This window comes from Candidatus Krumholzibacteriia bacterium, from assembly GCA_035268685.1.
GTDB lineage: Bacteria > Krumholzibacteriota > Krumholzibacteriia > JAJRXK01 > JAJRXK01 > JAJRXK01.
Genome location: DATFKK010000131.1, coordinates 1 through 12,770 on the forward strand (window position 1 = coordinate 1; position 12,770 = coordinate 12,770).

At 66.4% G+C, this 12,770-nt stretch carries 16 protein-coding genes; 7 read left to right on the forward strand and 9 right to left on the reverse strand.

The window, feature by feature from the left end; all coding sequences use genetic code 11:
• From VKA86_12475 to ndhC, 7 genes are all read right to left on the reverse strand, one after another.
• On the reverse strand, window positions 1-302 hold a 302-nt coding region (locus tag VKA86_12475), incomplete at its 3' end, for an NADH-quinone oxidoreductase subunit J (protein HKK72029.1).
• A gap of 9 nt (window positions 303-311) precedes the next feature.
• Window positions 312-869, reverse strand: a complete 558-nt coding sequence (locus VKA86_12480; protein ID HKK72030.1) for an NADH-quinone oxidoreductase subunit I — start codon at window positions 867-869, stop codon at window positions 312-314.
• A 42-nt stretch (window positions 870-911) separates the two neighbouring features.
• Entirely contained in the window at window positions 912-1,961 is a 1,050-nt protein-coding gene (nuoH, locus tag VKA86_12485; GenBank protein ID HKK72031.1) for an NADH-quinone oxidoreductase subunit NuoH, read from the reverse strand.
• 57 nt (window positions 1,962-2,018) lie between these two features.
• Complete coding sequence (locus VKA86_12490; protein HKK72032.1) at window positions 2,019-3,206, reverse strand: NADH-quinone oxidoreductase subunit D; 1,188 nt, start codon at window positions 3,204-3,206, stop codon at window positions 2,019-2,021.
• Complete coding sequence (locus tag VKA86_12495; GenBank protein ID HKK72033.1) at window positions 3,203-3,838, reverse strand: NADH-quinone oxidoreductase subunit C; 636 nt, start codon at window positions 3,836-3,838, stop codon at window positions 3,203-3,205. Before VKA86_12495 ends, VKA86_12490 begins: the two co-directional genes overlap by 4 nt.
• Window positions 3,839-3,840: 2 nt before the next feature.
• A complete protein-coding gene (locus VKA86_12500; protein HKK72034.1) occupies window positions 3,841-4,485 on the reverse strand; it encodes an NADH-quinone oxidoreductase subunit B family protein in 645 nt (214 codons plus the stop codon).
• A complete protein-coding gene (ndhC, locus tag VKA86_12505) occupies window positions 4,475-4,957 on the reverse strand; it encodes an NADH-quinone oxidoreductase subunit A (GenBank protein ID HKK72035.1) in 483 nt (160 codons plus the stop codon). Before ndhC ends, VKA86_12500 begins: the two co-directional genes overlap by 11 nt.
• A 266-nt stretch (window positions 4,958-5,223) precedes the next feature.
• On the opposite strand from ndhC, the gene VKA86_12510 reads away from it, so the two are divergent.
• From VKA86_12510 to VKA86_12520, 3 genes are read left to right on the forward strand one after another with little or no spacing between them, the layout of a single operon-like run.
• The gene (locus tag VKA86_12510; protein HKK72036.1) at window positions 5,224-5,802 is read left to right on the forward strand and encodes a metalloregulator ArsR/SmtB family transcription factor; all 579 of its coding nucleotides are present in this window, start codon (window positions 5,224-5,226) and stop codon (window positions 5,800-5,802) included.
• Window positions 5,799-6,218 carry a 23S rRNA (pseudouridine(1915)-N(3))-methyltransferase RlmH gene (locus VKA86_12515; GenBank protein ID HKK72037.1) on the forward strand — a complete coding sequence of 140 codons (420 nt, stop codon included), beginning with the start codon at window positions 5,799-5,801 and terminating at the stop codon, window positions 6,216-6,218. The genes VKA86_12510 and VKA86_12515 overlap by 4 nt, the downstream gene beginning before the upstream one ends.
• 23 nt (window positions 6,219-6,241) lie before the next feature.
• Window positions 6,242-6,577 carry a (2Fe-2S) ferredoxin domain-containing protein gene (locus tag VKA86_12520; GenBank protein ID HKK72038.1) on the forward strand — a complete coding sequence of 112 codons (336 nt, stop codon included), beginning with the start codon at window positions 6,242-6,244 and terminating at the stop codon, window positions 6,575-6,577.
• Between the two features lie 168 nt (window positions 6,578-6,745).
• On the opposite strand, the gene VKA86_12525 is transcribed toward VKA86_12520, so the two are convergent.
• A complete protein-coding gene (locus VKA86_12525) occupies window positions 6,746-7,063 on the reverse strand; it encodes a DUF971 domain-containing protein (GenBank protein ID HKK72039.1) in 318 nt (105 codons plus the stop codon).
• 234 nt (window positions 7,064-7,297) lie between these two features.
• Between VKA86_12525 and VKA86_12530 the strand changes: the two genes are divergently transcribed.
• The 3 genes from VKA86_12530 to VKA86_12540 are packed head-to-tail and all read left to right on the forward strand — an operon-like array spanning window position 7,298 to window position 11,465.
• On the forward strand, window positions 7,298-8,929 hold the full coding sequence (locus VKA86_12530) for an ABC transporter substrate-binding protein (GenBank protein ID HKK72040.1): 1,632 nt from the start codon (window positions 7,298-7,300) through the stop codon (window positions 8,927-8,929).
• The gene (locus VKA86_12535; protein HKK72041.1) at window positions 8,926-11,049 is read left to right on the forward strand and encodes an ATP-binding protein; all 2,124 of its coding nucleotides are present in this window, start codon (window positions 8,926-8,928) and stop codon (window positions 11,047-11,049) included. The genes VKA86_12530 and VKA86_12535 overlap by 4 nt, the downstream gene beginning before the upstream one ends.
• A 29-nt stretch (window positions 11,050-11,078) precedes the next feature.
• The gene (locus VKA86_12540) at window positions 11,079-11,465 is read left to right on the forward strand and encodes a response regulator (GenBank protein ID HKK72042.1); all 387 of its coding nucleotides are present in this window, start codon (window positions 11,079-11,081) and stop codon (window positions 11,463-11,465) included.
• Here VKA86_12540 and VKA86_12545 read toward each other — a convergent pair.
• The gene (locus VKA86_12545) at window positions 11,462-12,238 is read right to left on the reverse strand and encodes a queuosine precursor transporter (protein ID HKK72043.1); all 777 of its coding nucleotides are present in this window, start codon (window positions 12,236-12,238) and stop codon (window positions 11,462-11,464) included. The two genes, VKA86_12540 and VKA86_12545, sit on opposite strands and share 4 nt — an antisense overlap.
• A gap of 108 nt (window positions 12,239-12,346) precedes the next feature.
• Here VKA86_12545 and VKA86_12550 point away from each other — a divergent pair.
• The coding region (locus VKA86_12550; protein HKK72044.1) for a hypothetical protein at window positions 12,347-12,770 on the forward strand (424 nt) is incomplete at its 3' end.

The following is a 12,770-nucleotide window of genomic DNA, read 5'->3' on the forward strand; positions in this document are numbered from 1 at the left end:
AAGACCACCAGGGCGGCGATCGCCGCCGCCACGGGCTGGACGATCTCCTCACGGAGGTGTTCCGCTTCGATCCGGTGGGTCATCATCACCCCGAACACGACCAGGACCAGGATGCCGCCCACGTAGACGATGACCTGGGTCGCGGCCAGGAAGTCCGCCCCCAGCATGGCGTACATGGCGCACACCGAGAACAAGGCGAACAGCAGACCGAATGCGGAGTGCAGAACGTTGCGCGAGAAGGCGACACCAGCGGCGCCGAGCACACCCATTCCCGCGAAGAACAACCAGATGGGTCCTTCCACTGTTTTCTCCTACTCGGCCGAGGTCGGGGATTCGTCCGACGGCTTCGTCTTCTCGCCGGTCTTGGCGCCGGCACCCTCGCCGGGACCCTCGCGCGCACCCTCGCCGGCACCGTCGCCGGCGGCAGGAGCGGCCTTCTTCTTCTTGGGCGGCTTGTAGGGAGTCACCGGCTCGTCCACGAACTCGTAGACGAGCGAATCCCGCAGGTAGACCGAGTGGTCGTAGTCGTGGCTCATCGTGATGCAGTCGGTGGGGCAGTGCTCGGTGCACAACGAGCACCAGATGCACTTGTTGTAGTCGATGGCGTAGCGCGCCATCTTCCGTTCCTTCCCCTTGCCCTCCATCTCGATGTAGATGCAGTCGACCGGGCAGTCCTTCGCGCAGATCATGCAGGCCGTGCAGCGCGGGACGTCGTTGTGCACGAAACCGCGGAAGCGGTCGGGCAGTGCCCATCGCTCCTCGGGGTACTGCTGGGTGACCGGAGTCTTGCCCAGGTGCTTGAAGGTGATCCCCATGCCGATCGCGATCGACTTGGCGGAATCGACGATGTCTCGCAGGACCTTGACCATTTCGTTCCCTCGCAACCGGGGGACCGGGTTCGAGACGCAGGGTCAGCCGACGATCACGCGGGCCAGACCGTAGATCATGAGCAGTGCCAGCGTGGCCGGGATCAGGACCTTCCAGCACACGTGCATGAGCTGGTCGACCCGCAGGCGTGGCAGTGTCCAACGCAACCAGATCTGCACGAAGACCAGGAACACCGACTTGACGATGAACACCAGTGGCGCCGGCATGAAGGCGTCGACCGCCGGAATGCCGATGTACCATCCACCGAGGAAGACCGTGACCGCGATCGCCGAGACCACGAACATCTCGGCGTACTCGCCCAGGAAGAAGAATGCGAACTTCATTCCCGTGTACTCGGTGTTGTACCCGCTCACGAGCTCGCTCTCGGTCTCGGGCAGGTCGAAGGGCGTCCGGTTGACCTCGGCCAGGGAGCTGATCAGGTAGACCACGAAGGTGATCGCGCCCACCAGCGGGAGTCCGCCGAAGACGTTCCAGGTCCAGATCCCGCCGCCCTGGCGCTCGACGATCTCGATCAGGTTCAGGCTCCCGGTGGCCATGACGACCGGCAGAACGGCCAACCCCAACGGAATCTCGTAACTGACCACCTGCGCCGCACCACGCATGGCGCCGTACAGCGACCACTTGTTGTTGCTGCCCCATCCCGCGGCCAGGATTCCCATGACGACCAGACCACTGGTCGCGAACAGGTACAACAGGCCGATGTCCATGTCCGCCCCGACCCAGTTCGGACCGAAGGGCAGCACCACGAAGCTCAGGAAGGCTCCGGTGAACACGAGGATCGGCGCGAGCCGCCACAGGAACTTGTCGGCCTCCGTCGGCCAGATGTCTTCCTTGCGGAGCAGCTTCAGTGCGTCGGCAATGGTCTGGAGCGCGCCGTGATAGCGCCCCACGTACATGGGGCCGTAGCGGCTCTGGATGTAGCCGGCGACCTTGCGCTCGAGCCACACGAAGAAGAGAGCCGCCAGGGCGAGACCGCCGAAGAGGCTCAGACCGAAGCTCAGCGAAGCTGCGCCCACCAGGGTCCACTCGGGGAGCCCGGCGAAGAGCCCGGTCGACTCGAAGATCTGCCGCATGGGTTCCACGACGTCGTCTTCCTCACCTCGCCGGCGCCCACCGGGGGCGCCGGACGTTCATCGGTCGATCTCTCCCAGGACCAGGTCCAACGACCCGATCGTCGCACACAGATCGCTGATCATCTGACCGGGCCCGATCTTCTCGATCACGTGAAGATTGTGGAACGCCGGGCTGCGGGTCTTGGCCCGGAAGGGTTCGGGGCCGCCGTCGCTGATCACGTGGAAGCCCATCTCGCCCTTCGGGGCTTCGGTGCGCACGAAGATCTCGCCGGGCGGGATCTTCAGCGTGCGCGGCATCTTCGCCATGACCTCGCCGTCGCTCGGCAATTGCGCGAGCGCCTGCTCGATGATCCGCACGCTCTGGGCCATTTCTTCCATGCGGACCCAGTAGCGGTCCCAGCAGTCGCCCAGGGTGCCCACGGCCCCCGTACCGACCGGGACGTCGAAGTCGAAGCGGTCGTAGATCGAATAGGTCTCGTCGCGGCGCAGGTCCCAATCGACGCCGGCGCCGCGGAGCACCGGTCCGGTGCAGCCGTAGTCGATGGCCGTGTCGCGGTCGACGACTCCGACATTGGCGGTACGCTCGACGAAGATCTTGTTCTCGGTGAGCAAGCGGTTGTACTCGTCGAGCTTCTTCGGGAACAGCTTCACGAAGAGCTCGATCTCCTCGATGGCGTCGGGGGGGATGTCCCACTTCACCCCGCCGATGTCGTAGTAGCTGTACATCAACCGGGCGCCGCAGACCTTCTCGAAGATGTTCAGGATCGCCTCGCGCTCACGCATGGCGTAGAAGAAGGGCGTCAGCGCGCCGACGTCGAGACCGTAGGTCCCGAAGGCGATCAGATGGCTCGCGATCCGGTTCAGTTCACCGATGATCACGCGCACGTATTCGGCGTACTCGGGGACCTCCACGCCGATCCCGGTCGACTCCATGAGCTTCTCGACCGCGTAGCACCAACCCCAGTTGCAGTTCATGGCCGCCAGGTAGTCCATGCGATCGGTGTAGATCACGTACTGATGATACGTGTTCCCCTCGGCGATCTTCTCCGCACAGCGATGCAGGTAGCCGATATAGGGCGTCACCGAGTGGACCATCTCGCCATCGGTGGTGATGAACAGCCGGAGCACGCCGTGGGTCGACGGGTGCTGCGGACCCATGTTGATGTGCAGGAGTTCGCTCTTGATCGGCTTGGCTCGATCGCCGATGGGGGTCGCGGTCTCGAACCTCACGTTGGAATCACTCACTGCGCGTCGCCTCCGTTCCTCGACGCCTCGGCTTCCGCTTCCTGCTGCTGACGCACCGAGAGGGGCAACCCCTCGAGCGGCACGTCGTGGTAGCGGGCCGGCATCTCGTAGTCCTTGCGCAGGGGGTGGCCTACCCAGTCCTCCGGAAGAAGGATCCGGCGCAGATCGGGGTGGCCTTCGAATTCGATCCCGTACATGTCGTAGGTCTCACGCTCGCCCCACAGGGCCGTGGACCAGACCGAGGTCACCGTCTGCACGACGGGTGTCTCACGCGGAACACGCGCCCGCAGGGTCAGCAGCTCGCGCGTCGAGAAGTTCTGCACGTGGTAGACCACACTGAAATCGCCGGTGGCGGGCTCGGTGACCGCCTCGACCGAGCCGTCCTCGGCGTACTTGGCGATCTTGCGGTGCTTGCCCTTGCCGTTGTCGTCGTAGCCTTCGTGATCGACGCCCGACACGTTCAGCAGGCGATCGAAGCCCAGCTCCTGATGGAGGCAGCGCGCCACGTCGCCCACCAGATCCGCGCGCACCGTGATCGACGGTTGGACCGACTCGGTGTCGACGACGACCACCGCGTCGTGACGGACCACGTCGTGCAGGCGGTCGACGATCGTCTGGAGATCCATGGCCATGGCTACTCCGGGATCTTGTGGATGTAGTCGTCGACCCACTTCGGCTTGACCAGGCGGTCGCCCTTGCGGCCGCGGATCTTGTCCTGCAGTCGCATGAGACCGTCGAGCAGCACCTCGGGCCGCGGCGGACAACCCGGAACGTAGACGTCGACGGGAACCATCATGTCGACACCCTTGACCACGTGATAGCCGTACTTGAAGTAGGGACCACCGCCGATGGCACAACTGCCCATGGCGATCACCCACTTGGGGTCGGGCATCTGGTCGTACAGACGCTTCAGACGCGTGGCCATCTTCGCGGTGACCGTGCCCGACACGATCATCAGGTCGGTCTGCCGCGGCGTGGCGCGCATGGCACCGGCTCCGAAGCGGTCGAAGTCGTAGCGAGTCCCCGCGGCGGACATCATCTCGATCGCGCAGCAGGCCAGGCCGAAGGTCATGGGCCAGATACTCGAGAGCTGACCCCAACGGAACAGGTCCTCGAGCTTCGCGAGCACCACGTTGCCGCTGCTCGGTTCGGCCACCTGTTGGAGCTGCTCGTCGACGTCGAAGTCGAGAAGGTTCTCGCGGTCGTCACCGATCCGGTCGCCGACGACGTTGAAGGCGGGTTCGGGTTGCGTGCGCGGAGACTTTCGATCAGCGGACATCTGCGCCCTCCAGTTCGCGTTCACCGCCGACCGGACCCGTCCGTCCCGGCGAGCTGAAGCGCGACAGGGGCCGCAGCTCTTCGCGCTCGCGCGGTGCCAGGACCTTCACCCAGTCCAGATCGCCCTTCCGCCACACGTAGGCCAGGCCCAGCACGAGGATGGCGACGAAGATCGCCATTTCCGCGAAGGCCAGCACGCCGATCTCGGTGAGCATGTCGTTGAACGCGACCGCCCATGGAATCATGAAGATCAGCTCGACGTCGAAGATGATGAAGAACAGCGCGACCAGGTAGAACCGGATGTTGAACCGGACCCACGGAGATCCCTCGGCTTCTTCACCGCACTCGTAGACCCGCTGCTTGAAGTCGTACAGCCGCTTCGGCCGCAGCAGCTGGGAGATCGCCTGGGTCACGAGGATCAGCCCGACACCCAGACACAGGAAGACGAAGACGGTCGCGAAGTGCGTCAGCACCTTCGGCTCCAGCGGTTGGTAGGGCGCGCGGCCCAGCGTTCGGATCGCGGATGGCCGGCGTTGGGAGGGGGACGTGAAGCGGTGTCCGGGAAACCGGAATGGATCCGGACCCGCGAATCACGGCCAAACCCTACGCACAATGGCGTTTCCTGTCAGGAGGAAGAGCGTCCTAGACTTGTGATCTGTCCTTCGATGGTTCTATGATCATCGAACTGTGATGTGCGTGTTCAGGGGAATCGAACTTCCGGAAACGGGGAGCGACCGGCGTGACCGGCGAAGCGACGCAGGAACTGGCCGCCCGATTCAAGGCCCTGGGCGATGCGACCCGACTGCGGATCCTGGGTCTGTTGGCCCGCCGTGCCCGCCACGGCGAAGAGCTGGCCGCAGCCCTCGAGATCTCCCCGTCGACGGTGAGTCATCACCTGAAGCTGTTGCGGCAGGCCGGCATGGTCTCGATCACCCGCGAGAACCCCTACGTGCTGTTCCGCCTGCGCCCGGAAACCCTTCGGGCCGTGGGGTCCTTGCTCGAGGACCCCTACGATCTGGCCGACACCCTCGACCTGCCGCGCGAAGAATCCGTGGACGATGACCACGTCGGTCCGTGGTTGGACGAGCGCGGTCGTCTTCGCGAACTCCCGACCCACCGTCTGCACCGGCAGACGGTGCTCCGGTGGGTCCTCGACCAGCTCGATCCCGCGCGCTTCTACGCAGAGGCCGAACTCCGGCTGGCCCTCGACGCCATCGCCTCCGAACCCGACGCCCTGCGCGACCTGCTCGTGGACGCCGGGTTCCTCCGCAAGTCCGGCAGCGTGTACCGCGTGGTCGAAACGGCGGGTACGGAATGATCCGGATCTTCGCCGTGGGCCGGCTGCGAACCGAGTGGACCCGCGTCGCCTGCGAGGACTACCGACGCCGCGCGTCCCGCTTCGCCCGGATCGACGTCGTGGAGGTCCCCGACACCGGCCCCGAGCGCGAGGGGCGCACGGTCCTGGGTGCGATCGGCCGGGACCACCTCGTGACCTGCGACCGTCGCGGCGAGCAGATCAGCAGTGAGGACCTGGCCGCGCTGCTGGGCCGTCACGGCTCGATCGCCCTGACGATCGGCGGTCCCGACGGGCTGTCGGTCGCGTTGCAGGAACGGGCCGACGCCTCGATCGCCTTCGGTCGGATCACGCTGCCCCACGAGCTGGCGCGCGTGGTCCTGCTCGAACAGGTCTACCGCGCCCTGTCGATCCGGGCCGGCCATCCCTATCATCGGTGAACCCACCCCCGGACCCGGCAACCATGGCCCACCGACCCTTCCGCTACCATGTCTTCCCCTGCACGGGGAAGAGCTGCGGGGCCGAGCACGGCGAGGCCGTGGCGAAGCGCTTCAAGGAGTTGCTTCCGGATCGAAAGGACCTCCGGATCCGGATCAGCGCCAGCCGATGCCAGGGAATGTGCACGATCGGTCCGAACGTCGTCGTGTATCCCGAGGGGTTCGTGTACCACGGTGTGGAACTCGCCGACGTCGACGCGATCGTCGAGCAGCACCTGCGCGGCGGGCGTCCGGTCGAGGGCCTGACCCGCGAGCCCGACACCCGGAATCCGAAGTCCGACGAACAGCAATCGAGCTGCTGAATCTCTGTGAGCGCTGGGGACAACCCCCGGGGACAGCCGTCGAAGAATCGCTCTAAACCATTATACTAAAATGACTTGAGACGTTGTCCCCATTTGCGCCCTGGTTGTCCCCACCGACCGCTGATGGCGTAACGACACAGACATTCCCATACCCCGGATCGATTCCGTTCAACCTTCGTCCAGCGTGCCCAGCTCTCGCAGCAGATCCCAGCTGTAGATGCCCGTTCGATGCCCATCGCCCCAGGTGAAGGCGATCGCGTAGCTGCCGATGCGTTCGCTGCCCGCGATGCGGGTGCTGTCCTCGGTCAACGGGGGTGGAGCCGACGGCCGGCGGACCGCCCCGGTCACATCGGGCTCTCCCGAGCAATGCGCACAAGGGCAATGGGTTCGTAGTGTCTTCGTACTGATCACCGATTCGTCGCCGTCCTGCCACTTCACTGCCAGGAAGTCGCCCACGATCTCGATGCGCTCGGGTCCACGGGGCATTTCTCGCGACCTCCCTGCGACGCTTCTGGATGGTCTGGTCCTTGCAGTTCCCCGGCGGACACCGGATCGACCGCGATGGGGCCCGCCACGCCAGGCCGGACCGCGATCGATTCGTTCCGGGGACCGGACGATGCCGCGCGCCAAGATAGCGCGCAAGTGCCGTCTCGGCCCCCGACCGCACGAATGCGCCCGGGCGGCGCCCGGTCCCACCGCCCCGAGGAGTTCAGTCCGGCGATGCTCGACATCCACCGCGCCCGGCGATCCCTGCTCCTGACCGTGGCGGCCTGTGCCGTCGTGGCGGGCTGTGCCGCCGATCCCCAGGGCAACCCGAGCGGCCGACCGGACCACCCGCGGGCGGGCGGAGTCCTCCACCTCGCCCAGATCGAGCCGTCCACTCTCGACCCCGCCACCGTCTACGACAGCTACGACGCCGCCGTGGTCAACCAGATCCACGCGGGGCTGTTGCGCCACGACCGCAACTTCAGCGTGCGGCCGGACGTGGCCACCTCCTGGACCATCGATCACGATGGGCTCGAGTACCGCTTCGAACTCCGTCGGGGTGTGCGCTTCCACGACGGCACCCCCCTGACCGCCGCCGACGTGGTCCACTCCGTCGAGCGCGTCTTCCGCATCGATCCCGAGTCGACGATCCTCGCTCGGCAGTACCTGGGAGTGATCGCCGGCACCGATGCCTTCGCCCGCGGTGAAGCCGACTCGATCGAGGGTCTCGAGATCCTCGGGCCCCACGCCCTGGCGATCCGCCTGGAACGACCCTACGCGCCCTTCCTCAACGTCCTGGCCTCCGAGTTCGCGCGGATCCTTCCGCGTCCCGAGAGCGGCGGCGACCCCGTCGACGGCAGCGTCGGATGCGGGCCCTTTGCCCTGCGCTCGTGGACTCCCGGCGAACGCCTCGTCCTGGATCGCTTCACCGACTACCACGGACCGGGCGCGCACCTCGACGGTCTCGTGATCGAGACACCACCGCCTCCGGTCCTGCCCCGTGCGATTCGTGGCTTCATCGAAGGCGACGTCCACGTCGTCGAGCTGACGAACACAGCGATCGAGGCCGTGGCCGCGGTTCGCGACGCACGGGTCCATCAGCGCCGCGAACTCAGCCTGACCTTCCTGGCCTTCGCCGTGGATCGCCCCCCCTTCGACGATCCCGACGTCCGCCGGGCCGTGGCGCACGCGATCGACGTCGCATCGTTGTCGGGCATCGACGAGCACCGGCGCCCCGCGGCGACCGGAGTCCTTCCGCCCGGCTTCCCCGGCTACGAGCCGCTCGACAAGTGCCTGTCGTTCGCCCCAGCACGCGCCGCTTCGCTGCTGGCAGCGGCCGGGCACCCCCGGGGCGGCGGACTGCCCCGGGTCACCATCGCCATCCCTCGCCGGGGAGAGGGCTTCGAGACGCTTGCCCTGGACCTGTGCCACCAGATCGAAGCGAGCGGTCTCGACGTCGAGCCACTGCTCGTCGACTGGAACGACTTCGACCGTGGTCTCCGCAGCAACGCCTACCATGCCTTCCTGCTCACCTGGATGCCGGACCTGCCCGACGCCGATTCGTTCTTCTATCCGCTCTTCCACACCGGCGGTAGCGTCAACCACCTCCACTATTCCGATCCCGAACTCGACGCCTGGCTCGACACCGCCCGGGTCGAGCTCGACCGGACCCGCCGCACACGCCTCTACCGGCGGGCGGAGCAGCGCGTGCTCGAGGACGCTGCCATCGTGCCCCTGCACTTCAATTCGACGGTCTTCGCGGCACGGCCCTCGGTGCAGGACTTCCAGGTCACGTCGATGGGCGGCGCGAACCTTCCCCTGCGCTCGGTCTGGCTCGACCCTTCCGCCGGAAGGGGAGCGCGATGAAGCCGCCAGCCCCCCTGCCCACGCGCGTGCGCACGGCTGCCAAGAACATGCGCATGCAGACGCGGTTCATGCTGACCTTCGGCACGGTGGTGATCACGCTCATGGTGATCGTCGTCGTGTTCGCTGCCCAGCGACAGTCACGCACCGCCGTCGACCAGATCGAGAAACGCGGGCTCACCATCGCGCAGTCCCTGGCCACGGCATCGACCCCCTCGCTCCTCACCTACGATTACTCGTCCCTGCAACGACTCGCCGACGACATCGATGACCAGACCGGTGCCGTGTACGTGATCGTTCACGACAAGGAACACACCGTGGGGGCGTTCAGCGGACGCCCCGACCAGCAGTGGAAGAAACTCGACGATCCACTGTCGGTCTGGGCGCTGACGTGCGACGGCCCCGCCGTCCGAAAACACGACGGACGCGACCTCGGACTGTCCGGAGAGCTGCGCGGTCCGGCTCTGGACGTGCTCGAGGTCGCCATGCCCGTACGGCTGGGAGACGAGTCCACCCGATGGGGAACCGTACGCGTCGGCCTGTCCCTGGCCGAGCTGCACGCCCAGGTGGCGGCCACCGTCCGCGATCTCACGCTACTCGGTGTCTTCGCCGTCGTCGTCGTGCTGCTCTCGGCCCGCGTGTTCACGAACCGGATCACCGAACCCCTGCGTGAACTCTCCGAGGCCGCGGCGCGCGTGGCCGACGGCGAACTCGAGCAGAGCCTCGACGAAGAGCTCGCCGGGGAGCTGGGCGACGCTGCGAAGAGCTTCAACAAGATGACGCAGGACCTGCGGCGCAGTCATGACGCGATCCGCTACCAGAAACAGCACCTCGAGAACATGGTGCAGGAGCGCACCGGCGCGCTGCGGCAGAAAGCGCGCGAACTCGAGAAGGCGAACCGCGAGCTGAAGGAGGTCGATCGCCTGAAGAGCGATTTCCTCAGCAACGTCAGCCACGAGCTGCGCACACCACTGACCTCGATCCGGAGCTTCACCGAGATCCTGGCCGACGGCATGGCCGTCACACCCGAAGAACAGAGCGAGTTCCTGTCGATCATCTCGAGTCAGACCGACCGACTCACGCGCTTGATCGGCGATCTGCTCGACCTGTCCAAGATCGAGGCCGGCGAGTTCTACTGCAATCTCGACACGCTGTCGCTCCGTTCCCTCGTGCTCGGACCGAGCCTGGAGACGGTGCAACACGCCGCACAGGAGTCCTCGATCCAGATCGAGACCGACATCGACGAATCCCTGCCCGAGGTGGTCGGGGACGGCGATCGCCTGAGTCAGGTGACCATGAACCTGCTCGACAACGCCATCAAGTTCACCCCGGCTGGCGGACGCATCGTCGTGCGGGCCCATCGGTGTCCGGTGCGGGTTCCGAATGGAACCGCCGGACCCATCTTCCACGGGGTCGAGAGCGACACGCCCGAGTCCGGGGACTACGTCGTGGTCACCATCGAGGACGACGGCTGCGGGATCCCGCCCGAGGATCAGCAACGCGTGTTCGAGAAGTTCGGACAGGTCGGCAACGTTCTCACGAGCAAGCCGCAGGGCACCGGCCTGGGCCTGGCGATCTCGGCCAGCATCATGGTGCAGCACGGTGGAGCGCTTTGGCTGCGCAGCACGCCCGAGCAAGGCTCGGCCTTCGTCTTCAGTGTCCCCGTCAGTGGCGTGGGCTCGGACACGACCGAATCACGCGTCGACTCCGGCGGACGCACGCGCGTCGAATCGGTACCGACCGAGCAGGCCGTCCTCGATGCCCTCCTCCGGATGGAGTCCGGCACGCGGATCCTGGTGGTCGACGATGACCTCGATCGCGTCGAGACGGTGATCCGCGCGCTGGAGGCTTCGGGCTTCCGCGCCCTCGGTTGCGAAGGGGGAAGCCCGGCCGTGGAGAACGCCCGCGAGATCGATCCCGACGCCGTCGTGCTGGCCTCCGCCCTGGGAGATCTCAACGGCTACGAGGTCCTCCGCCGCCTGCGACAGGACCCCCGTACCCGCGACATTCCCGTCATCGTGATCGGCCCGCTCGACGAAGCGCGCAAGGCCTACGAACTCGGAGCCGACGTCCACGTCCCCCGTGTCGACCTGTACCAGGACGAGATGGGTCTGCCGGTGTGAGCCGCCGCGAACTGCAGCAGGAGCCCGCCATGCACCGAGACGATGCCTACGTCCTCGTGGCCGACGACGATCCACTCGTCCTGAAGTCGATCGAGTTCATCCTCGGTCGTGCCGGCTTCCACATGCGAACGGTCACCGATGGTGCCGAGGCTCTCGCCACCGCCCGCCGCGACCCACCCGCCGTGGCCCTGCTCGACGTCATGATGCCCGAACTGAACGGCCTCGAGGTCTGCCGGGCCATGAAGGCCGACCCTGCCCTGGCCCAGGTTCCCGTTTTCCTGGTCACCGCCCGCGCCATGAGCGCCGAGCGCCGACTCGGACTCGACGCCGGGGCCGACGCCTACGTGACCAAGCCCTTCGTGAACTCCGAACTCGTCGAGCTCGTCCGTGGGGTCTTCGATCCGAGCCGCACCTAGGCCCGCACCGACGCACCGGCAGCGACACCCTCGACCACCAGATCGTCGTGCGCGGCGATCTGCTTCGGATACCGCCGCCGGAACCACCCCACGACCAGATAGGCGAAGGGCGTGTCGATCGCCGCGGCCAGCGCCTTGAAGGTCCATCCGGCCAGGATCATCTGCGGGATCCGATCCTGCGACTCGGTCCCGATGAACAGAAGACCCACCACCAGGGAGCTGTCGACGAGCTGGCTGAACATCGTCGACGCGTTGTTGCGCAGCCACAGGTGGCGCCCCCGCGTGAGCCGCCGCCAGAAATGGAAGATCTGGATGTCGACGAGCTGGGCCACCAGATAGGCGACCATCGACGCCGCGACCGCGCGCCCCGTCTTGCCGAAGATCTGGTGGAAGTAGTGGTCGAACTGCTCGGCCGGATACGCGGCACCAGTGTCGACGTCGACGCCGCCGATGCTGGGGATCTGGTCGGCCACCCACACGACCGCCACGGTGAACACACTGGCCACCAGTCCGCTGATCACCACCTGGTTCGCACGCCGCCGCCCGTAGCACTCGCTCAGCACGTCGGTCACGAGAAAGGTCAGCGGGTAGGGCAGGATGCCCACCGACAGGTAGAAGTACTCCTCGATCCCGAAGGGCTCCCACAGGAAGAACTTCTGGACGATGAGATTGCAGACGACGAGCGCGGCGATGAACAGCCCCGCCAGCACCAGGAACACGAACTCGAACTCGCGCTCCCGGCCGGGGCCGTAGGGGCCGTATTCTTCTCTCATGGAGAGGGAATCTAGTGGAATCCGGGGTGGCGTCGAGAGGGGGTGGGTTGCGGCGCATCCCCGCGCGCCGGTAGACTCGACGATTCGCGCCCAGGAGAATCCGACACCATGAAGTCCCAGGCTCTCGCGCTCACCACCATCCTGCTGACGGTCCTGTTCGCCGCCTGCAACGGAGACCGCCCGGTGGCCCCGGCCCCATCCGCTTTCGATCCGGCCGACCTGGTCGGACACTGGGTGCGGTCGTTCGAGGAAGAGTCGACGGAGGATCCAAACGTCGAGTGGTACCGCCCCGCGGAATCCCACGACTTCCCACCCGCGCGGTTCCGCATGGCCTACCGGTTCCGCGCCGATGGAAGCTGTCAGTACCTCCGGCTCTCTCCCGTCGACGCCCACGAGACGAGAGCGGGAACATGGGACTTCGTCGACTCGGATCCGAGACGGATCCTGATCACCGATACCGAGGGCGTGGTCCTCGACCACGTGTCGTTCCGCGTCGTCTCGGTGAACGGCGACCTGCTCCGGATCGAGCGAG